Annotated in this window: 20 protein-coding genes and 1 tRNA gene; 17 read left to right on the plus strand and 4 right to left on the minus strand. The window is 42.3% G+C overall.

The window, feature by feature from the left end; all coding sequences use genetic code 11:
- The first annotated feature begins 271 nt into the window (after positions 1-271).
- The 8 genes from ABWU87_RS12515 (at position 272) to ABWU87_RS12550 (ending at position 7,657) form a co-directional block, all read left to right on the plus strand.
- Positions 272-715, plus strand: coding sequence for a hypothetical protein (locus ABWU87_RS12515; protein WP_353331212.1), 444 nt, complete (start codon positions 272-274; stop codon positions 713-715).
- 94 nt (positions 716-809) lie between these two features.
- On the plus strand, positions 810-1,292 hold the full coding sequence (locus tag ABWU87_RS12520; RefSeq protein ID WP_353331214.1) for a hypothetical protein: 483 nt from the start codon (positions 810-812) through the stop codon (positions 1,290-1,292).
- Between the two features lie 263 nt (positions 1,293-1,555).
- A tRNA-Glu gene (locus ABWU87_RS12525) sits at positions 1,556-1,627 on the plus strand.
- A gap of 303 nt (positions 1,628-1,930) precedes the next feature.
- Positions 1,931-3,016 carry an isochorismate synthase gene (locus ABWU87_RS12530; protein ID WP_353331216.1) on the plus strand — a complete coding sequence of 362 codons (1,086 nt, stop codon included), beginning with the start codon at positions 1,931-1,933 and terminating at the stop codon, positions 3,014-3,016.
- Positions 3,017-3,031: 15 nt separating this feature from the next.
- The gene (gene menD, locus ABWU87_RS12535) at positions 3,032-4,705 is read left to right on the plus strand and encodes a 2-succinyl-5-enolpyruvyl-6-hydroxy-3-cyclohexene-1-carboxylic-acid synthase (RefSeq protein ID WP_353331218.1); all 1,674 of its coding nucleotides are present in this window, start codon (positions 3,032-3,034) and stop codon (positions 4,703-4,705) included.
- A 6-nt stretch (positions 4,706-4,711) separates the two neighbouring features.
- Positions 4,712-5,533: a 1,4-dihydroxy-2-naphthoyl-CoA synthase gene (menB, locus tag ABWU87_RS12540; protein WP_353331220.1), complete on the plus strand. Its 822-nt coding sequence runs from the start codon at positions 4,712-4,714 to the stop codon at positions 5,531-5,533.
- A 2-nt stretch (positions 5,534-5,535) separates the two neighbouring features.
- On the plus strand, positions 5,536-6,576 hold the full coding sequence (locus ABWU87_RS12545; RefSeq protein WP_353331222.1) for an o-succinylbenzoate synthase: 1,041 nt from the start codon (positions 5,536-5,538) through the stop codon (positions 6,574-6,576).
- Entirely contained in the window at positions 6,551-7,657 is a 1,107-nt protein-coding gene (locus ABWU87_RS12550; protein WP_353331224.1) for an AMP-binding protein, read from the plus strand. The genes ABWU87_RS12545 and ABWU87_RS12550 overlap by 26 nt, the downstream gene beginning before the upstream one ends.
- Before the next feature lie 140 nt (positions 7,658-7,797).
- Here the strand turns inward: ABWU87_RS12550 and ABWU87_RS12555 are convergent, their stop codons facing one another.
- On the minus strand, positions 7,798-8,949 hold the full coding sequence (locus tag ABWU87_RS12555) for a lactonase family protein (protein ID WP_353331226.1): 1,152 nt from the start codon (positions 8,947-8,949) through the stop codon (positions 7,798-7,800).
- Positions 8,950-9,061: 112 nt separating this feature from the next.
- Between ABWU87_RS12555 and ABWU87_RS12560 the strand changes: the two genes are divergently transcribed.
- Positions 9,062-9,589: a shikimate kinase gene (locus tag ABWU87_RS12560; protein ID WP_353331228.1), complete on the plus strand. Its 528-nt coding sequence runs from the start codon at positions 9,062-9,064 to the stop codon at positions 9,587-9,589.
- 4 nt (positions 9,590-9,593) lie between these two features.
- On the opposite strand, the gene ABWU87_RS12565 is transcribed toward ABWU87_RS12560, so the two are convergent.
- On the minus strand, positions 9,594-9,938 hold the full coding sequence (locus tag ABWU87_RS12565) for a cupin domain-containing protein (RefSeq protein WP_353331230.1): 345 nt from the start codon (positions 9,936-9,938) through the stop codon (positions 9,594-9,596).
- Positions 9,939-10,117: 179 nt separating this feature from the next.
- Here ABWU87_RS12565 and speA point away from each other — a divergent pair, with 179 nt between their 5' ends.
- The 5 genes from speA (at position 10,118) to ABWU87_RS12590 (ending at position 14,357) form a co-directional block, all read left to right on the plus strand.
- Positions 10,118-12,010 carry a biosynthetic arginine decarboxylase gene (speA, locus tag ABWU87_RS12570; protein WP_353331232.1) on the plus strand — a complete coding sequence of 631 codons (1,893 nt, stop codon included), beginning with the start codon at positions 10,118-10,120 and terminating at the stop codon, positions 12,008-12,010.
- A 3-nt stretch (positions 12,011-12,013) separates the two neighbouring features.
- Positions 12,014-12,787, plus strand: coding sequence for an acetylglutamate kinase (gene argB / locus ABWU87_RS12575; RefSeq protein WP_353331234.1), 774 nt, complete (start codon positions 12,014-12,016; stop codon positions 12,785-12,787).
- A gap of 61 nt (positions 12,788-12,848) precedes the next feature.
- Positions 12,849-13,358, plus strand: coding sequence for an RNA polymerase sigma factor (locus ABWU87_RS12580; RefSeq protein WP_353331236.1), 510 nt, complete (start codon positions 12,849-12,851; stop codon positions 13,356-13,358).
- The gene (locus ABWU87_RS12585; protein WP_353331238.1) at positions 13,348-13,872 is read left to right on the plus strand and encodes a hypothetical protein; all 525 of its coding nucleotides are present in this window, start codon (positions 13,348-13,350) and stop codon (positions 13,870-13,872) included. Before ABWU87_RS12580 ends, ABWU87_RS12585 begins: the two co-directional genes overlap by 11 nt.
- A gap of 2 nt (positions 13,873-13,874) precedes the next feature.
- Positions 13,875-14,357, plus strand: a complete 483-nt coding sequence (locus ABWU87_RS12590) for a DUF4252 domain-containing protein (protein ID WP_353331240.1) — start codon at positions 13,875-13,877, stop codon at positions 14,355-14,357.
- Between the two features lie 325 nt (positions 14,358-14,682).
- Here ABWU87_RS12590 and ABWU87_RS12595 read toward each other — a convergent pair whose 3' ends face one another.
- Both ABWU87_RS12595 and ABWU87_RS12600 read right to left on the minus strand, forming a co-directional pair.
- Complete coding sequence (locus tag ABWU87_RS12595; protein WP_353331242.1) at positions 14,683-16,014, minus strand: deoxyribodipyrimidine photo-lyase; 1,332 nt, start codon at positions 16,012-16,014, stop codon at positions 14,683-14,685.
- 355 nt (positions 16,015-16,369) lie between these two features.
- On the minus strand, positions 16,370-17,161 hold the full coding sequence (locus tag ABWU87_RS12600) for a head GIN domain-containing protein (RefSeq protein ID WP_353331244.1): 792 nt from the start codon (positions 17,159-17,161) through the stop codon (positions 16,370-16,372).
- Positions 17,162-17,297: 136 nt separating this feature from the next.
- On the opposite strand from ABWU87_RS12600, the gene ABWU87_RS12605 reads away from it, so the two are divergent.
- The 3 genes from ABWU87_RS12605 to nusA all read left to right on the plus strand — a co-directional run bounded on the left by ABWU87_RS12605 (position 17,298) and on the right by nusA (position 19,912).
- Positions 17,298-18,002: a YgjP-like metallopeptidase domain-containing protein gene (locus tag ABWU87_RS12605; RefSeq protein ID WP_353331246.1), complete on the plus strand. Its 705-nt coding sequence runs from the start codon at positions 17,298-17,300 to the stop codon at positions 18,000-18,002.
- Between the two features lie 184 nt (positions 18,003-18,186).
- Positions 18,187-18,654, plus strand: a complete 468-nt coding sequence (gene rimP, locus ABWU87_RS12610; protein WP_353331248.1) for a ribosome assembly cofactor RimP — start codon at positions 18,187-18,189, stop codon at positions 18,652-18,654.
- 1 nt (position 18,655) lies between these two features.
- Positions 18,656-19,912: a transcription termination factor NusA gene (gene nusA, locus ABWU87_RS12615; protein WP_353331250.1), complete on the plus strand. Its 1,257-nt coding sequence runs from the start codon at positions 18,656-18,658 to the stop codon at positions 19,910-19,912.
- Positions 19,913-19,952 lie beyond the last annotated feature (40 nt).

A 19,952-nucleotide genomic window follows, 5' to 3' on the forward strand; every position in this document is an offset into this window, starting at 1 on the left:
GCGCGACATGTGCGACTTTTAAAAATTATCTTTATGGGGAATGCGGACAATTCAAGGCTCTATCCTTGCGATGAACAGATACAGTGAGATGATAATTTAAAATATTTTTTTCTTTTTATGTAATAAATACCCGAAGCTTTCAATGGTTTTTATATTACTGGATAACAATAAAGTAAATTCAGTAGTTACTAGGTTGTTCTTGCTCTTTGTGTAGCATGATATGTTATTAATTATTATATTTGTCGGATACGATTTGAAAAACGACACAATAATGAGATATTTAGTAATAACAATTATGTTGCTTCTTACAGTAAATTCATTTGGACAAGTACGGAATTTCAATAGAGTTCCAAATGACATCTTGAAGGAACTAAGTAAAATGGGGCTTGATAACTCTCCATTGTTAAACGAATACGAGAGTGCTTACTTCAATGTGATGTTCAAAGATAGTTTAAATGGTTTTGATTTTACAAACAAAAAAACAGGGTTTCTTACAGGAAGCACTGGTAGAATAAAGAATAGTAAAGAAAACTACTTTTATATGCAAAAAGAACACTCTGTCAATGAAAATTCTCCTTGCGATAATGGCGCTTTGTATATTTTCAATGCTGCCCAAAAAGCGGAAAGTGGAGGCTATGATGCCGCCATTGTCTATTGGTGCAAATTTTTGCTTCCTGTTGACAAAGTAGTTAAGCGACTAAAAAATAAGGGTTAAGGTCTGTAAGATAATTTAATGCCCAATTACTTATTAGACAATCAGAGGTTTAGTCAAGTCCGTATCTTTATCAAATTACAAAAAAATAATCGAAATGAAGAAGTTATTTATAATAGTATGTTTAGAAATGTTGGTATTGAGTTGTTCTCCCATTTACAAAAACAATTACAATGACAACAATATGAAAGAATCTGGACAAAAGCACGATATGCAAGTAAGTAGTTTTTCAGAAATTCCAACCGATTTATTGGAAAATCTGGATAAAATGGGGATAGATAGTTCTATAATACTCAATGAGTACGAAGGAAAATACTTAAATTTTATTTTTAAAATAGATCCGCAAAATTTTAATCTTGTCGGAAAAAAAGTTGGTTTTAAATTAAGCAAAAAATATTATTTTAACTCTACACGCGAGCGTTTTTACTCTAACTCCACAATGATTAGCAACAGTAGTTTGTATATTTTCGACACTACTCAAAAGGCTGAAAGCGGTGGTTATGATGCGGCTATTACTAGTTGGGATATATTCGTCATCCCAATAGAGAAAGTAGTCAAAAGGGTGAAAAAATGGCGTTAAGAAAATAATTAATAGATGCGTGATCTTGCAAACTGTGCTTTTATTTTTTGTGTACCGTGCCTAGTGCATAACTTGACGGTGTGAGTCTGTTATGGAGGTAGGTAGTTATTAACTATTTTAAAACCTGATATTATTAATAAACCCCTTGGACTATTTTTTTCTAAAAATGTTTGGTGAATTAAAAAATATCTCATACCTTTGCGCCACTTTTGAGAAAAGACGTTCCTTAAAGAGCCGAAGAAAATCAAAAGTATACAAATGATGGCCCGTTCGTCTATCGGTTAGGACGCAAGATTTTCATTCTTGAAAGGGGGGTTCGACTCCCCCACGGGCTACTTTAAATACTCTCGCGATTTACTCGCAAAACAACAATCCAAATCCTTATTTATAGTTTTTAGTAAAAGCAAATCTGCTTCCTGATTCGATTTCGCTTTCGGTAAATCTATTCGCATTCCTCTTTGCAATTATTATCAGCCCTCATCAATCTCAGAGACTCTTAAAAATCTCCGTTAAACAACGCTTGCATTAAGTTAAACCAATCCCCGTTTTAAGGATAATCGGAAAAATAAGCTTACTTTTGTACTCCAATTAGAAAGCAACAATGACAGATAGATTTTTAGTGCGAAAGGGGAGTTCAGATGAAAGGTATTGAGGCACTTATCAAACAGAATAAAAGCTTTGTTATTTACCGGGTTCCGCAGCAGGAGCCGGTGTTAATGCTTCAGTCGGACGGACGGCTGCTTCGCCTTAAGGAACTGGATGAACTGAATGGAAAGACAGGATTTGTCTTTGCTCCGTTCCAAATTACCGACTCTTCTCCGCTGATGGTGATGCAACCGGACCTCGTTATTGAAGGTTGGCAGGATATTAGCTGCTACCTGCAAAAGGCGGTGGATGAACCCGACTATGTAAAACCGGCGGAAGTCCTAAATGATTGCCGAAAGAGGGATGATTTTGAATCCTATTCGGAGGCTTTCTCTTCCTTTATCACTTCACTTAGAGAAAATAAATTTGAGAAACTGGTGCTGTCGCGCACTTCCGTTCAGCCTAAAATGGACTCCTTTTCTCTGGAAAAGGTTCTTCTCGAGGCTTGCGAACGTTATGCCAATGCGTTTGTTTATATCTATCATACTCCGGAAACGGGTACTTGGCTGGGCAGCACTCCCGAGATTTTGCTTTCCGGGGAAAAGGAGCAGTGGAACACTGTGGCGCTTGCCGGGACGCTTCCTTACAAAGAGGCCGTTTTGCCGGATGCATGGAACGAAAAAAATATTAGGGAGCAGCAACTGGTGGCCCACTATGTTAAGAGACAATTGGTGGCTTTTGGTGTTACACCAGAGGAAAATGGCCCTTTTACAGTCAAGGCAGGGGAGCTGGCACACCTTAAGAGTGAATTCTTTTTTGCCTTGCCGGAGAAAAAACGCCTAGGCAGTCTTCTGAGTCTGCTGCACCCCACACCGGCTGTCTGCGGCCTGCCCAAAGCGGAAGCTTACCGGTTTATCCTTGAGAATGAAGGTTATAACCGCAGGTACTATTCCGGCTTTATGGGTTGGATGGAACCTGAAGGGAAAACGGATTTGTATGTAAATCTACGCTGCATGGAGATTGGCGATTCCTGTCTCACATTATACGCCGGAGGAGGATTATTACCTCATTCGGAACTGGAAATGGAATGGAAAGAGACGGAAGATAAGCTGGAGACTATGCTGGCGATAGTTAAATAGATAGGGAGGATTTGTATGTATTCGAATAAAAAGAATGTTCTTCAACTGGCAGCCTTGCTGCGCGAGTATGGCATTGACCACGTGGTGGTTTCACCGGGTTCACGGAATGCTCCGATTATTCAGACGCTTACCCAACACCCGGCATTCCGCTGTTTTACAGTGGTGGACGAGCGTAGCGCGGCGTTCTTTGCACTGGGACTGATTGAAAAACTGCAACGACCGGTGGCGGTGTGCTGTACTTCGGGTACGGCGCTGCTCAACTTTGGGTCGGCGGTTGCCGAGGCATTCTATCAACAGTTGCCGTTACTGGTTATTTCGGCCGACCGTCCTGCGGCATGGATAGGGCAGATGGACGGGCAGACGCTGCCGCAACCGGGGATATTCAATACGATGGTTAAGAAATCTGTTTCACTGCCCGAACCCACTACGGCTGAAGATGAGTGGTACTGCAATCGGCTGATTAACGAAGCGTTGCTGAAGTTGACGCATCATGGTAATGGTCCTGTGCAAATCAATGTGCCGCTTTCGGAACCCCTCTTTGAATTTACTGCCGAGGAACTTCCTCGGGTAAGAACCATCCGCTACTCGGGTGGATATCCCAAGTCGCTCGATAACAACGATTACTTCCGTCGACAGTGGGCACAAAGCAGCAAGCGGATGATAATTATAGGTCAGCAACTGCCCGGTGAAAAGGTAAAAAATACAATTGAGACACTTGCCGCTCAATGGGATTGTGTTGTATTGGCAGAGCATCTCGCCAATATCCCTTCGGATGCAGTGATTGGGAATTTCGACCAGATAATATACGCTCTTCCTGCTGAACGGTGGGAGGAGTTTACTCCGGATCTGCTGATAACCTTTGGAGGGAATGTGGTTTCGAAACGGATTAGGCAGTTTATGAGAAAGCAGCGTCCGGCTCAGCATTGGCACCTGTCACTCGACGGTTCTGTTCCCGATTTGTTCCAGTCGCTTACGGATGTAATAGAGATGGACCACCATTTCTTTTCGTTGCTGGGCACTCCCGAAGAATCACAATCGATGGCCTTCAGTTCGATCTGGAAAAATGAATCGGAACAATTGAGAAACAAGAGTGAAGAGTTTATGGCGGCTATGCCATTCTCGGACCTGCAGGTGCTGAAGGAGCTCTTTCCGGTATTGCCCGAAGGGGCGGCACTGCAATTGGGAAACAGTTCCACGGTACGCAACGCACAACTTTTTCAACTGAATCCGGAGATTCCGGTCTTCTGCAACCGGGGTACCAGCGGCATTGATGGTTCCATGTCTACTGCGGTGGGATATTCGGCGATTCATCAGGCACTTACTTTTCTGGTGATTGGCGACCTCAGCTTCTTCTACGATGTGAATGCCCTCTGGAACAGGCATATCGGTAAGAATCTGCGTGTTTTGCTGGTGAACAACGGCGGCGGGGAAATCTTCCATCTGCTTCCGGGATTGAACAAGGCGGAATCTTTGAATGAACATGTCTCTTACCGACACAATACTGGTGCGAGAGAGTGGGCCGATGCAATGGGATTTGAATATCTTTCCGTTGAGAATGAGGCGGAATTGAAAGAGAATATTGTTACTTTTGTCAGTGATAACTCCGAAAGGCCGATATTGATGGAGACAAAAACTCCGATGGAGGTGAATGCGGAGGTGTTCAGAGCATATTATCATCATCTAAAATAGAGTTATATGGAAACAAGAAAATGGGAAACCATCAAGGAATATGAAGATATCCTGTTTGAATTTTATAATGGGATAGCGAAGATTACAATCAATCGTCCACGCTACAGAAACGCGTTTACTCCGACAACTACCGGTGAGATGAGCAATGCGCTCACTATCTGCCGCGAATGTGCCGACATCAGTGTGGTGGTGATTACCGGTGCTGGTGACAAGGCTTTCTGTTCGGGCGGTGACCAGAATGTAAAAGGAAAAGGTGGATATATCGGTAAGGACGGGGTGCCTCGCTTGAGTGTGCTCGATGTTCAGAAACAGATTCGCTCTATTCCGAAGCCGGTTATCGCTATGGTAAATGGTTATGCCATTGGTGGCGGACATGTGCTTCAGGTGGTGTGCGACCTTTCGATTGCTTCCGAAAATGCAATCTTCGGTCAAACCGGCCCTCGTGTGGGAAGTTTCGATGCCGGATTCGGCTCTTCTTACCTGGCTCGTTGCGTGGGACAGAAGAAGGCGCGTGAAATCTGGTTCCTCTGCCGTCAGTACAATGCACAGGAAGCATTGCAGATGGGATTGGTGAACAAGGTGGTTCCGTTGGAACAGCTGGAGGATGAAGTGGTGGATTGGGCAGAAACCATGATGCAACACAGTCCGCTGGCACTTCGGATGATTAAGGCCGGACTGAATGCTGAATTGGATGGTCAAAGCGGAATTCAGGAACTGGCAGGTGATGCCACTTTATTGTACTATCTCACGGAAGAGGCGCAGGAAGGTAAGAATGCATTCCTGGAAAAGCGTAAGCCTGACTTCAAGAAATTCCCAAAATTTCCATAGCCATGACTTTTAAGGCAACGATACGTTCTTCAATATTGCATTTTAAACAACCGGCGGGTACTTCGCGCGGGGTGTACAATACCCGAAAGGTATGGTACGTTACCCTCGCTTCCGTGGAGGAGCCTTTGCGAATCGGGATAGGGGAGTGTGCTCCGCTACCTGCTCTGAGCTGTGATGACCTGCCGGATTATGAAGATATTCTCAAAGCGGCATGTCGGAGACTGGAGGAGACCGGGGAGCTGGATAAGGAGGCGCTGCGTCCGTATCCTTCCATCGTGTTTGGGCTGGAGACGGCTCTTCTGCATTACAAAGCCAACAGCTTTGCGTTGTGGGATACCCCTTTCTCTCGTGGAGAGAGCGGAATTACCATCAACGGACTGATATGGATGGGCGACTATGCACAGATGTTCCATCAGATTGAGAAGAAGATGGAGCAGGGGTTCCGTTGCATTAAATTAAAAATCGGAGCGATTAACTTTGAACAGGAGTTGTCGCTCTTAAGGCATATCCGAAAGCATTTTACCGCCAGAGAGGTGGAACTCAGGGTGGATGCCAACGGGGCGTTTGCTCCGGATGATGCGTTGAACAAGCTGAACCGCCTGGCGGAGCTGGACATCCACTCCATAGAACAACCCATCCGGGCTGGACAGTGGGAGGAGATGGCGCGGTTGACGAAAGCAACGCCGATACCGATTGCGCTGGACGAGGAACTGATAGGCTGTAATACGGTTGCCGGAAAGAGGGAGTTGCTGAATAAGATTGCTCCGCAATACATCATTCTGAAACCTTCTCTTCATGGAGGGATAAGCGGTTGCACGGAATGGATAGATGAGGCTGAAAGTCGGCAAATTGGCTGGTGGGTAACTTCCGCCTTGGAATCGAACATCGGATTGAATGCCATTGCTCAATGGTGCGCCACACTTTCGCCCACACTTCCACAGGGACTGGGAACAGGAATGCTTTTTACGGATAATGTAGCCATGGCGCTGAGTATCCGGGGAGATAAGCTGTGGTACAATGCAAAGCCAGAGGATGAAGTATGAGCTTAACATAGAAAAACAGACGCTGACGCTCGACGGGACGACCTATTCTCCGGGAGAGATTCAGCGTTTTTTGAAGGATAAACCCGTCTATGCCGGGTTGCATGCTTTCCTTAGTCAGTGGTTTGACGGAGATGATTGCATCAGAGTGCATACATCGGGCTCTACCGGAAAGCCGAAAGAGCTGGTCGTCCGTAAGGAACAGATGATGCAGAGCGCCCGCCTCACCTGTGAGTTTCTGAACCTGAGTAAAGGAGATAGCGCATTGATATGCATGTCGATGGAGTATATCGCGGGGAAGATGATGGCGGTACGGGCATTGGTGGCCGGACTGGACATTCATTTTATTCCCACCTGCGGTCATCCGCTGGAGAAGGTGAAATATCCGTTTCGCTTCCTTTCGATGGTGCCTTTGCAGGTGTTCAATAGTTTGCAGGTGTCCCGGGAGAGGGAGCTTCTAAAGCAATCGGATATCCTGATTATAGGGGGAGGAGCTGTTGACCCGCAGCTGGAAGAAGAGCTGAAAGGATTCCCGGGTGAGATTTACTGTACCTATGGAATGACGGAAACACTTTCGCACATTGCGCTAAGAAGGCTGAACGGTTCGCAGGCTTCGGCCAGCTATCATCCTTTTTCATCGGTCAAGCTGTCACTATCTCCGGAAGGAACTCTGGTGATTGATGCTCCGCTGGTCAATGACGAAAGGCTGGTGACGAATGATATCGCCGAAATTCATGCCGATGGCAGTTTTGATATTCTGGGGCGCAAGGATAACATAATAAATAGCGGAGGCGTCAAGATTCAGATAGAGAAGGTGGAGGAACTGCTGAAACCGCTGATTCAGACTCCTTTTGCAATTACTTCGCGTTCTCATCCTAAATTCGGTGAAGTAGTGGTTCTGCTTGTTGTACCTCACGTGGATACGGAGAAGCTTGTAGATGACATGCAAAAAGTGCTTTCTCCTTATCAATTACCGAAAAAGATTTTCCTGGTAGATGCCATACCGCAGACAGGAAGCGGAAAGATTAGTAGGGTAGAGGTGAAGCGGATGGCTGCCGAACTTCCTTTGGAAGATACTCTTTAATTACGTGAAAGCCACTTCTCTTAGTGTGCCTGAGGTAGCTCAGGGATGTAAAAACTCCATTTTATAAATTTCGAAACGGCGAAAAAGAAACGTTCCCTTTATTTTGCATGATGACAAAGTAAAGGGAACGTTTAAATGGTCTATTTCAAGTTGGCAAACTTCAGGCAGACCGGTTTGTCTATCTTTATCTCTTTTCCGGTATCTTTCAGCAAGCCGCTATTGGAGTCGATGGCGAATATCTGGATGTTGTTATTGTCACGACTGGCCACCAGCAAATATTTTCCGTTTGGAGTGATGATGAAGTTGCGGGGATGTATTCCGGTAAACTGGTAACCAATTCGGGTGAGCTCTCCGGTGGACTGGTTGATCTTAAAGATGGCAAGTCCGTCGGCCTTTAGTCGGTTGGAAGCATAGAGGTATCTCCCGTCAGGTGTAATATGGATATCACCGCTACCTTTCTTGCCAACTCCCGGAGTGGTGTCGGCTGCAATGTACTGAATGTCTTTCAGTGTTCCTTTGTTGTACTTGAAAACGGTTACTTTGCCCGATTTTTCATTAATCAGATAAGCGAATTTTCTGTTGGGGTGGAAAGTGAGGTGTCTGGGACCGGAACCCTGTTCAACTTCGAAAGCGGCGGGTTTTCCTGTTAGCAGAAATGTGCTGTTATCTGTTCCTTTTGTAGGGTAGTTCACTGTGAATTTATGCACTTTGTCTTTCCCTAGGTCGTCGGCAAACAGATATTTTCCGTCGGGCGAGAATGCAACACAATGCAGGCGGGAATCGGGTTTGTCTCTCTCTTCAAAACCGATGACCTGACTGGCCGGAAGCAGTGAACCGTCACTCTTTGCAGGGAATACGGTCACATTCCCACCTGAATAGTTGGCAGTGATTACATATTTTCCTTTCGGATCGGTATTGATGTAACACGGTGAACCGCCGTTGGTTTTTTGTGAATTAAGGAAAGTCAGCTTACCACTCTTTTTGTCGAAAGAGAATGCACAAGCTTGGGCATTTCCTGCCTCATTCTCACTTACTGAATAGACAAATTTTTCATTGGGTGAAACGGTCAGATAGGACGGATTTGAAATTCCATCGATCTGGCTCACATAGCTACTCTCTCCACTCTCTGTATTGAATCGGTAGACGTAAATACCTTTGCTGGTACCAGAGGTGTAAGTACCTATAAGCAGGTAAAGTTCGCTATTTTTTGTAGCATCCGGATTATTCTTTTCCAGCGTGAAAGAGGAAAGTGTCATAGCTGAAATGGCCATTAGCATTATTTTTTTAAGCATATTCTGTTTTTAATAGTTTTGTGTTTTTGCAAAGATAAAAAACATACTGAAAGGCTGGCAAGTTCTTCCTTTTTAATTTTATCTTTGCATGGAAATATAAAAATGACGCGGTATGATTCGGATTTTCTTGCTTGGGTATATGGGGTCGGGAAAGACAACACTCGGAAAGGCTTTTGCCAGAGAGGTCGGGTTGTCTTTTATCGATTTGGACTGGTATATTGAAGAAAGATACCACAAAACCGTGAGGGAAATCTTTATTGAAAGAGGAGAAAATGGATTTCGTGAGGTGGAAAGGCAAATGCTGCTAGAGGTTGCCGAATTTGAGAATGTGGTGATTTCCACCGGAGGTGGCGCTCCCTGTTTCTTCGATAATATGGAGGTGATGAACCAGAAAGGAGATACAGTTTTCCTGAATGTCAGTCCCGGAGTGCTGTTTCACCGCCTGAAAGTAGCTACGCACAACCGCCCCATTCTGCAGGGAAAAACGAATGAAGAGCTGAAGTCCTTTATTGTTGAGGCTCTTGAGAAAAGAAAACCGTTCTATACTCAAGCCAAATATATTTTTAATGCCGACCAGCTGGAGAATATATACCAGATTAAGTCTTCTGTTATTGCATTAAAGAATCTGCTGAAATTATAGCATCTTACTTGTTAATAAAATCTTCTCTCATCGGGTTGAAGGTATCAATCAATGTGCCTGCTTCCAGGCATACACATCCATGAGATGCATTGGGCTTGATGTAAACCCCGTCTCCAGCTTTGACGATACTAGTTTCACCGTCGTTAGTAAATTCAAAAACTCCGCTTGCAACATAAGTTGCCTGTGTATGTGGGTGAGTATGAACGGATCCGATAGATCCTTTCTCGAACGCTACTTTGACCATCATCAGATCGTTGTTATATCCCATGATCTGGCGTTTGACACCCTGACCAGCTTCTTCCCAAATCATTTCTTTTTCAAATTGAAAAGCTGAACTTTCTATTTTCATATTTTTCGATAATCCTTTATATGAATCTTATTTTCCCTGCAAAAATAAGATTTTTTGTTTTATTATCTTAAGAATATGGCTCATTTAGTAAAAATATGCTTCTTACCAATTGTAAACTATAGATTTATGAGTATTTTTGCGAAATTAATAACTTACGTATAATAGTATAAGAACAGAAAATGAGAAAATGGCGTATTGAAGATTCAGAGGAACTCTACAACATTACAGGTTGGGGAACCTCGTACTTTGGTATCAATGACAAAGGTCGTGTAGTTGTAACCCCACGTAAAGATGGAGTGGCTGTCGACTTAAAAGACTTGGTTGATGAATTGCAGCTGAGAGATGTTTCAGCTCCTATGTTGTTGCGCTTTCCGGATATTCTTGATAACCGGATTGAAAAAACAGCAAAATGCTTTCAGATAGCAGCCGAGGAGTATGGTTATAAAGGCCAGAACTTTATAATTTATCCTATCAAGGTGAATCAGATGCGTCCGGTAGTGGAGGAGATTATCAGTCATGGAAAGAAATTCAACCTGGGACTGGAAGCTGGTTCTAAACCTGAACTGCATGCGGTAATTGCCATCAATACAGATTCTGATTCTTTAATCATTTGCAACGGATATAAAGACGAAAGCTATATAGAGCTGGCGCTTCTGGCTCAGAAGATGGGAAAACGTATTTTCCTGGTTGTAGAAAAACTGAATGAACTGAAGCTTATTGCAAAATTGGCCAAAAGACTTAATGTAATGCCCAATATAGGCATTCGTATTAAATTGGCATCTTCAGGAAGTGGTAAATGGGAAGATTCTGGTGGAGATGCCAGTAAATTTGGTCTGACCTCCAGTGAGTTGCTTGAAGCACTCGACTTCCTCGAAAAGAAAGATATGAAAGATTGCCTGAAGCTGATCCATTTCCATATTGGAAGTCAGGTAACTAAGATTCGCCGAATCAAGACAGCTTTGCGTGAAGCTTCACAGTTCTACGTGCAACTGCATTGTATGGGCTATAAAGTGGAATTTGTTGATATTGGTGGCGGGCTCGGTGTGGATTATGATGGAACCCGTTCCTCAAACAGTGAAAGCAGTGTGAATTATTCTATTCAGGAGTATGTAAACGACTCGATTTCTACTTTGGTAGATGCTGCTGATAAGAGAGACATTCCGCATCCCAATATCATTACCGAATCCGGACGCTCACTGACAGCACATCACTCTGTGCTTGTATTTGAAGTACTTGAAACAGCTTCTCTTCCTGAATGGGATGATGAAGAGGTGGTGAATGAAGATGATCATGAACTGCTAAAAGAATTGTACTCCATCTGGGATACGTTGAATCAGAATAAGATGCTGGAAGCATGGCACGATGCACAGCAGATTCGTGAGGAGGCACTCGATTTGTTCAGTCACGGAATTGTAGATTTGAAAACACGTGCTCAAATTGAACGCCTTTTCTGGTCGATAACCCGTGAGATTAATCAGATTGCTTCCGGAATAAAACATGCCCCGGATGAATTCCGTCAGCTGTCCAAACTGCTGGCGGATAAATATTTCTGTAACTTCTCGCTGTTTCAGTCATTGCCTGATTCGTGGGCGATTGATCAGATCTTCCCAATTATGCCTATTCAAAGGCTTGATGAGAAACCGGACCGCTCAGCTACGCTGCAGGATGTTACCTGTGATTCAGACGGGAAGATAGATAACTTTATCTCTACCCGCAATGTTTCACATTATCTGCCTGTGCATAGCCTGAAAGGTAAAGAACCCTACTACATGGGCGTATTCCTGGTTGGAGCTTATCAGGAAATTCTGGGAGACCTGCATAATCTCTTTGGCGACACCAATGCGGTTCACATTACAGTGAACGACAAAGGATACAGCATTGATCAGATTATTGATGGTGAAACTGTGGCAGAAGTATTGGATTATGTTCAGTATAATCCGAAGAAACTGGTGCGTACCCTGGAAACATGGGTGACATCTTCCGTGAAGAACGGACGCATTACGGTGGAAGAAGGAAAAGAATTCCTTTCCAACTACCGTTCCGGTCTTTATGGATATACTTATCTGGAATAAACAATGAAAGAGAAATTAGTTATAATTAAGGTAGGTGGTAAGGTGGTGGAAGAAGAAGCTACTCTGGCTCAGCTTCTGAACGACTTTGCCGCTATCGAAGGGAAAAAAGTATTGATTCACGGCGGAGGGCGATCGGCAACAAAGATCGCCTCCCTGCTGGGAATTGAAAGTAAGATGGTCAATGGCCGTCGCATTACCGATGCTGAAACCCTGAAAGTGGTAACCATGGTATATGGCGGATTGGTGAACAAGAATATTGTAGCCGGACTGCAGGCCAGAGGGGTGAATGCTCTGGGCCTGACCGGTGCCGATATGAATGTAATCCGTTCGGTGAAACGCCCGGTGAAGGATGTTGATTATGGTTTTGTAGGAGATGTGGAGCAGGTGGATGCAACGATACTTGCCGACCTGATTCAGAAAGGAGTGGTTCCTGTAATGGCTCCTCTTACCCATGATGGTAATGGTAATATGCTTAATACCAATGCCGATACCATTGCCGGAGAAACAGCCAAAGCATTGGCTGCTATTTTTGATGTGACATTAGTCTACTGTTTTGAGAAGAAGGGAGTTCTTCGGGATGAAAATGATGACGACAGTGTGATTCCTCAGATTACACGTGCCGAATTCGAGGCTTATGTAGCCCAGGGAGTGATTCAGGGAGGTATGATTCCTAAACTGGAGAACTCTTTTTCTGCAATTAATGCCGGAGTTTCACAGGTTGTAATTACCTTATCTTCAGCAATTAACAAGAATGAAGGTACTCGTATCATAAAATAATTCATATTTTTTTTCTGTCTGCCTGTAACTTTTTAAACGCTCACCCGTCATTTATTTAGAGATGCAAGAAATCAGCTTCCGAAACAACATATTGCCGCTGAAAGATAAACTCTTTCGGTTGGCCCTTAGGATTACCTTTGATAGGGCTGAAGCAGAAGATGTGGTTCAGGATACAATGATTAGGGCCTGGAACAAACGTGATGAGTGGTCACAACTGGAATCGATTGAAGCTTATTGTTTGACTGTTTGTAGAAACTTAGCAATTGATCGAAGCCAGAAGATGGATGCTCAAAATGTAGAACTGACACCAGAACATGAACAAACGGTTGTAGCATCAGGCCCTTATGAGCAATTAGTGAGTGCTGAACGAATGAATCTGATTCACCAATTGATCAACGAATTACCCGAAAAGCAACGCGCTATAATGCAGCTTCGGGATATTGAGGGGAAAGGTTATAAAGAGATATCGGAAGTATTGAATCTGACAGAGGACCAGGTTAAAGTGAACCTCTTCAGAGCAAGACAAAAGATAAAAACAAGATATACAGACATTGAGAATTATGGATTATAAATATATAGAGCAACTGATAGAAAAATATTGGGAATGCGAGACTTCCATTCTGGAAGAACATATTCTGCGTTCTTTCTTTTCTCAGGAAGAGATCCCAGCTCATTTGATTCCATACAGAGAGGTGTTTGTTTATCAGCAGGCACAAAAAGAAGTGAAACTAAGCGCTGATTTTGATGAGAAGGTCTTGGCGGCAATAGAGGCTCCGGTGGTGAAAGCCAGACAACTCACAATTGCAGGCCGATTTATGCCTCTCATGAAAGCTGCAGCAATGGTGGCATTTGTAATAACACTGGGAAATGTAGCACAACGCTCATTCCTGGCAGAAGATAATTTGGATTATAATTACGAAACATATAAGGATACCTACAAAGACCCGCAAATGGCTTACGAAAAACTATCGTCGGCTTTAATGAAAGTTTCCAAGGGTATTCACAAGTCTCAGGCTCATCTGACAGCAGATACAATTCTTAAATTGAAGGATCAGCAAAGAGATACAGTTACTGTTACGGAATGATAATGAAGCGCGTTCTTTTAATAATCTGCATTGTGTTGCTTGCCGGCAAGGTTTCTGCACAGGATTTTGCTTCCAGGTTTCTGGAAAAGCATTTGCCTGACACAAACCTGACCTGTGTAACCATTAGTCCGAAGATGATGGAGAAGGTGATGAATCTGGAAGTGGATGGTGAACAAGACATGATGGAGATGATTTCAAAACTGAAGAGTATGCGAATGGTTACGACAGAAGTCAATGGCCAAAAGTACTACAATGAGGCCTTAAAAGTCCTCGAGAAAAACTCTGGAAGGTTTGAACCGTATCTCTCGTTTGAGGATAAATCTGAGAATTATCAGATTATGATACGTAAAAAGAAGAACGCAATTATTGAATTGGTGATGTTAATGCGTGAAGCGGATAACTTTACGGTGATTAACTTTACCGGAAATATGAGTCAGGATTTTATAGCCAGACTTGCAAAATCAATGGAGCCTAAAAACTCGTGATTTAAAATTGTTCTTTTTCATTCACAATATACTGTAGTAGTTAAATGCTTTAATTAAAACAAAAACGATGAAGCTGTGAAGTTTCAATTCTCTCAAATTTTCATAAATAACTAACTTCAAATAAAACGGGTTGCCAGTAAATGGTAACCCTTTTATTATTTATAATCACGTCTGGGCGCTGAGTTAATCGAATCACCCTGTAAAGCTGCCGTCAAGAAATCTAAATATGTTTCTATGTTCTGCCTATCTTATCACTTTGTTCTATTTAGACAATGTAAAGGCGTTATTCCCTACGCATTCATTTTTTAGGATATTTGTGTCAGAGTTACTCGGTCTCCAGATTAGGGTCGAAAGGTTGCTTATTTTTAAACTTATTGGCTCCCATGTAACGAATGTTACCGAAAATAGGTCGGTTAAACCAGGGGCGGTCGTGAACTCCGCCGATGCACCAGGCACATCCGGTATATCCGTTGGGGTCTCTGCCATCCAATTGGTACTTGTCATTAAGATAGACGGCTATCTGCATGGCTTCTTCTGCTGACGGCGACCATTCCAGAATCTTTTTCCCCCAGAACATCCGCAGGTAATTATGCATTGTTCCGCTTTTTACCAAGACGCTCTGCGTCTTATTCCATAGCTCATCGTGAGTTCGGGCTTGTTCAAAATCTGCAAGTGAGTAAAGATGTTCCCGTTCATCGCGCTGATGTTGAAGCAATGTTTTCTTCGCCCAAGAAGGAAATCCATCGAATGAATCGTAATCAGGGTTGTGATAACAGAAATTCTCTGCCAATTCTCTTCGTACAATCAGCTGTTCCAGGAAGGCCTCCCTGTTTGCATCGGCTGGAGTATCATTCATCACCTTCAAAGCAATTTCAAGGGCAGATATCTGACCGAAATGAAGATATGGCGAGAGCCCGGAACAACCATCTGTTTCGATGTGATTACGTTCTGTTGCATAACGCCCTATTCGTTCATGGATAAATGTTTGCAATGTTTTCCGTGCAGCAGTTTCACCGGAAGACTTTTTTACAGGCTCAACGCTGCGATCAATCTTCAAAGAAGAAAGTATTTCTTTCCAGTCAGTAGTTTCAGGAATAAATGAATATTCCTGTCTAAGTGTTTCATTCTCCGGCATCGGATAAAGGAACTCGTATAAATGTCTGTTTATCTTCGGACGAAATGTGCGTGCTGCGAATTCCTGCTTTTCGGAAGCTATCCAGCAAGGCACAATGTTATGACCATCAACTTCGTAAATAGGAATGGAAAGAGAAGATAGCAGTTCCTTTTTCCAGGCCAAAGCGTGATGTAAAGGGTTGAAGTCTATTACCAATAGGGCATTTTTATGAAGATGTAAATAGCTGATTATTATAGATGGAATATTTCCCAGACGAAGATTGAAAGGAATATTCAGTGATTCCAGTGTTGTTTTTGTTTCCTGTAGCCCTTCCAGAAGGAATGAAAAACTCCGCTGGTTGGCTTCAGGAAAGGTATCGTCAAGTACGAAAAGAACTTCAAGGTGTTTACCTCTCTCTTTAGCCAGATTTGCTGCAAAGATTAACCCCGGATTATTGCTTGCACGCTGCTCACGACTCATCCAATATAGAACATTCCCCGTACCCGGAGTACCCTGTTGTAGTAAACGACTACGATTTTTCATACTGCTTATTTTCTATTTTTACAAATGTAATGAGCGGATTATAAAAAATCAACTTTTTCTTTCAAGAACTTACTCCTTCAGAGATGTCTTTTTTCTGATCCGATAATGGTGCAGCTTTACTTTAAGGTGGAGTTTTCTGTTGGATAGTGCTGGCTATGATGATTCAAATAGTGTGCAGGTTAATATGAGGGCTGAAAACTTGTCAAGGAAGACTTCAGAAGGAAACTGGCAGACGTATCAACAACAAATAGTCATGTGAAAAAAGGAAATGGCTGAACAATAAAAACGCGGCAGGCTCATTCCATTAGATGGAAAACAGCCTGCCGCCAACTTTAAGAGAATCTACTACTAATATTTATTTCTGTTCTTTCTTTCCTTGTGCAAAATCTACTTTAGGATTTCCTTTATAAGTAATGTCTCCAGATCCTAGGATACTTCCTTTTAGGAACGAAGTAGCATGACAAACGATGTCACCTGAGCCTAATGTGCTGGCATTGACATTCTCAACCTTAAGCCCGGCAGCATTGATGTCACCAGATCCCATTGATTCTAGTGTGGCGGTTTTGGCTTCACCTGTGAATAAGATATTTCCAGAGCCTTGTATAACTGCTTTAACTTTTTCTCCCACGATTCTTTTCAAGTCAATATCACCTGATCCCTGGATAGTAGAAGTGAGTTCATTGCAAATAATGCTATCTCCTTTTACGTTTCCAGATCCCTGGATGGATATATTCAGTTTATCTGAGTGTAGAGGGGTATTTAGTATTGCATCGCCGGAACCCTGAACAACTAAACTGTTGAGCTTTGGAGCAATTACCGTTACTTTGACTTCGCTTTTAGATCCAAATATGATAACATTGTCTTTTTTGCTTACTTTTAAAACTCCGTTTTCTACCCTGATGTTCATTAATTCGACGATATTATCGGCTCCATAGACTTTAATACTGGTAGTACTGTCAGAGCTTTGCTGAAAAATCAAATTTTCTCCTCCTTGCAGTTCGATGGCATTGAATCCTTCGGTCTTTACCTCTTTAGTTATGAAATTGTCACTGGCCTTGATACGTTTTACCTGAAGGCAACTCGTGCTAACAGCCATTAAAGCAGCTGTTATTGCCAGTAACATGAATTGTTTTGTTTTTCTTTTCATATTTGTACAGATTAAATTGTTTCTATTTTATTAGACGAATATCTCTTCTAAAAAGTTGCACTACCCGCCGATAATTTTGAAAAAAAGGAAAATCCTTCAAAGAGAATCTCTATCTTTGCTCCGTTAAAAGGGATTTATGGCAGGAAATAAAGAGTATTCAGACAAGGAATTGGGCAAAATAATTATCAGAGAAAATGTCCGTGCTAGACGTATTGTGATGCGTACTCGTCCAGAAGCACTCTATGTAACTGTTCCTTGTGGCGTGCAAATGGAGGAGGTGCAGGGTGTTATCGATAAATTTAGAGTTAAGCTGGTTCTTTCCAGAAAGAAAGTAGCGCGTAAACGAATTGATCTTGACTATCGCATCGATAGTGAGTTTTTTAAACTATCATTAATTAGTGGACGCCAAAGTAAGTTTCTGGCCCATTCAGAGTCTGGAAAAACGGAAATTATCTGCCCTCCCACAGCAAATTTTGATGATGAAGAGTTGCAGTCCTGGCTACGAAAAGTGATTGGAGAGGCGCTCCGCCGGAATGCAAAATATATATTGCCTGCTCGTCTTGAAAAGCTCTCAGAACATTATAATCTGCCTTACGAATCACTGAAGATCAATTCCAGTCAGGGAAGATGGGGTAGTTGTTCTGTGCGTAAAAGCATTAATCTCTCATATTACCTTCTCTTGCTTCCTTCACATCTCATGGATTATGTAATGCTTCATGAATTAGCTCATACTGTGGAGCTTAATCATAGTGAGAAATTTTGGGCTATTCTTGACAAGATGACATGGGGACAGTCTCTTGAGTTACGGGAGGCTCTGCGAGAATATACCACTGATTTCTAGGATAAAAGCCTTTTTATTGCGATATCGAACGTTTTTTTAAGATATTATAGCATATTTACGGACATAATATGAATAAAATAGTATTAATATTTTGTTCGTGAAGGGATTATTCGTATCTTTGCAACCGAAATGGATGAATGGTGAGGGCGATTAAAGCCCTTTTTTTGTTCTTAATTGTGAACTAATGATAGATAAAAGAACTGTAAGCCAGATTGTTGAAGAATGGCTTCAAGGAAAAGAGTATTTCTTGGTAGACATTAATGTGTCTCCGGATGATAAGATTCTTGTGGAAATTGATCATTCCGAGGGAGTATGGATAGAAGATTGTGTGGAACTCAGCCGGTTTATCGAATCTAAGCTGAACCGTGAAGAAGAGGATTACGAATTGGAAGTTGGCTCCGCAGGTATCGGACAGCCATTTAAGGTTTTGCAGCAATATTATATTCACCTTGGTTGTGATGTAGAAGTACTTGCGAAAAACGGAATCAAATATACTGGAGTTCTGAAAGAAGCGGACGAAGAAAAGTTTGCTATTACTATTCAGAAGAAAGTCAAGGAAGAGGGAGCAAAACGCCCTCAAATAGTGGATGAAGATATCTACTTTACTTACGATCAAATAAAATACACTAAATACTTAATTAGTTTTAAATAATATGGCCAAGAAAGAGGAAACAATCAGTTTGATTGATACATTTTCGGAATTTAAAGATCTGAAGAATATTGACAGAACCACTATGGTTAGCGTACTTGAAGAGTCTTTCCGCAGTGTGATCGCGAAAATGTTTGGCACGGATGAAAATTACGATGTGATTGTGAATCCGGATAAAGGAGATTTTGAAATATGGCGTAACCGTGAGGTGGTTGAAGATGAAAATCTGACTAATCCGAATATGCAAATTCCATTAAGCGAAGCGCAGAAGATAGATGCCTCCTATGAAGTAGGCGAAGAGGTTACAGACGAAGTGATTTTCTCTAATTTTGGTCGTCGGGCAATTCTTAACCTTCGTCAGACACTTGCTTCTAAAATTCTGGAACTGGAAAAAGACAGTATTTATGCTAAATATATTGATCGGGTAGGATCTATAATCAATGCAGAAGTTTACCAGATCTGGAAAAAAGAGATCTTACTGCTTGATGATGAAGGTAATGAGTTGTTGTTGCCTAAGACAGAGCAGATTCCAAGTGACTTCTATCGGAAAGGGGAAACTGCACGTGCAGTTGTCGCTCGCGTTGATAATAAGAACAATAACCCAAAGATTATCCTTTCACGAACTTCTCCTATTTTCCTTCAAAGATTATTTGAGATGGAAGTTCCTGAAATTAACGACGGACTGATCACGATAAGAAAGATAGCACGTATCCCGGGCGAACGCGCAAAAATAGCCGTTGAATCTTATGATGAGAGAATTGATCCGGTAGGTGCTTGTGTTGGGGTAAAAGGAAGCCGTATTCACGGAATTGTTCGTGAGCTTCGTAATGAGAATATTGATGTGATTAACTATACATCGAATATCTCTTTATTTATTCAGCGCGCTTTGAGTCCTGCAAAAATATCTTCAATTCGTCTGAATGAAGAGGAAAAGAAGGCGGAAGTCTTCCTGAAACCGGAAGAAGTGTCGCTTGCTATAGGTAAAGGCGGTATGAATATCAAACTGGCCAGTATGTTAACAGAATACACCATTGACGTATTCCGCGAATTGGATGAAAATGCAGAGGATGAAGATATCTATCTAGACGAGTTTAAAGATGAGATAGATGAGTGGGTGATCAATGCAATTAAAGCTATTGGTATTGATACAGCTAAAGCTGTTTTGAATGCACCACGCGAAATGCTGATTGAAAAAACCGATTTGGAAGAGGAAACGGTGGATGAGGTATTACGCATTTTGAAAGCGGAGTTTGAAGACTGATGAATGAGGGTTGAGAATAGATAGCTGGAGGTAAAAGATG

It is taken from the genome of Bacteroides sedimenti, from assembly GCF_040365225.1.
Lineage (GTDB): Bacteria > Bacteroidota > Bacteroidia > Bacteroidales > Bacteroidaceae > Bacteroides > Bacteroides sedimenti.

What these genes read in the sequence shown, in the direction of transcription:
- ABWU87_RS12515 (WP_353331212.1), top strand. Translation starts at nt 272, where the DNA reads ATGAGATATTTAGTAATAACAATTATGTTGCTTCTTACAGTAAATTCA.
- ABWU87_RS12520 (WP_353331214.1), top strand. Translation starts at nt 810, where the DNA reads ATGAAGAAGTTATTTATAATAGTATGTTTAGAAATGTTGGTATTGAGT.
- ABWU87_RS12530 (WP_353331216.1), top strand. Translation starts at nt 1,931, where the DNA reads ATGAAAGGTATTGAGGCACTTATCAAACAGAATAAAAGCTTTGTTATT.
- menD (WP_353331218.1), top strand. Translation starts at nt 3,032, where the DNA reads ATGTATTCGAATAAAAAGAATGTTCTTCAACTGGCAGCCTTGCTGCGC.
- menB (WP_353331220.1), top strand. Translation starts at nt 4,712, where the DNA reads ATGGAAACAAGAAAATGGGAAACCATCAAGGAATATGAAGATATCCTG.
- ABWU87_RS12545 (WP_353331222.1), top strand. Translation starts at nt 5,536, where the DNA reads ATGACTTTTAAGGCAACGATACGTTCTTCAATATTGCATTTTAAACAA.
- ABWU87_RS12550 (WP_353331224.1), top strand. Translation starts at nt 6,551, where the DNA reads ATGCAAAGCCAGAGGATGAAGTATGAGCTTAACATAGAAAAACAGACG.
- ABWU87_RS12555 (WP_353331226.1), bottom strand. Translation starts at nt 8,949, where the DNA reads ATGCTTAAAAAAATAATGCTAATGGCCATTTCAGCTATGACACTTTCC.
- ABWU87_RS12560 (WP_353331228.1), top strand. Translation starts at nt 9,062, where the DNA reads ATGATTCGGATTTTCTTGCTTGGGTATATGGGGTCGGGAAAGACAACA.
- ABWU87_RS12565 (WP_353331230.1), bottom strand. Translation starts at nt 9,938, where the DNA reads ATGAAAATAGAAAGTTCAGCTTTTCAATTTGAAAAAGAAATGATTTGG.
- speA (WP_353331232.1), top strand. Translation starts at nt 10,118, where the DNA reads ATGAGAAAATGGCGTATTGAAGATTCAGAGGAACTCTACAACATTACA.
- argB (WP_353331234.1), top strand. Translation starts at nt 12,014, where the DNA reads ATGAAAGAGAAATTAGTTATAATTAAGGTAGGTGGTAAGGTGGTGGAA.
- ABWU87_RS12580 (WP_353331236.1), top strand. Translation starts at nt 12,849, where the DNA reads ATGCAAGAAATCAGCTTCCGAAACAACATATTGCCGCTGAAAGATAAA.
- ABWU87_RS12585 (WP_353331238.1), top strand. Translation starts at nt 13,348, where the DNA reads ATGGATTATAAATATATAGAGCAACTGATAGAAAAATATTGGGAATGC.
- ABWU87_RS12590 (WP_353331240.1), top strand. Translation starts at nt 13,875, where the DNA reads ATGAAGCGCGTTCTTTTAATAATCTGCATTGTGTTGCTTGCCGGCAAG.
- ABWU87_RS12595 (WP_353331242.1), bottom strand. Translation starts at nt 16,014, where the DNA reads ATGAAAAATCGTAGTCGTTTACTACAACAGGGTACTCCGGGTACGGGG.
- ABWU87_RS12600 (WP_353331244.1), bottom strand. Translation starts at nt 17,161, where the DNA reads ATGAAAAGAAAAACAAAACAATTCATGTTACTGGCAATAACAGCTGCT.
- ABWU87_RS12605 (WP_353331246.1), top strand. Translation starts at nt 17,298, where the DNA reads ATGGCAGGAAATAAAGAGTATTCAGACAAGGAATTGGGCAAAATAATT.
- rimP (WP_353331248.1), top strand. Translation starts at nt 18,187, where the DNA reads ATGATAGATAAAAGAACTGTAAGCCAGATTGTTGAAGAATGGCTTCAA.
- nusA (WP_353331250.1), top strand. Translation starts at nt 18,656, where the DNA reads ATGGCCAAGAAAGAGGAAACAATCAGTTTGATTGATACATTTTCGGAA.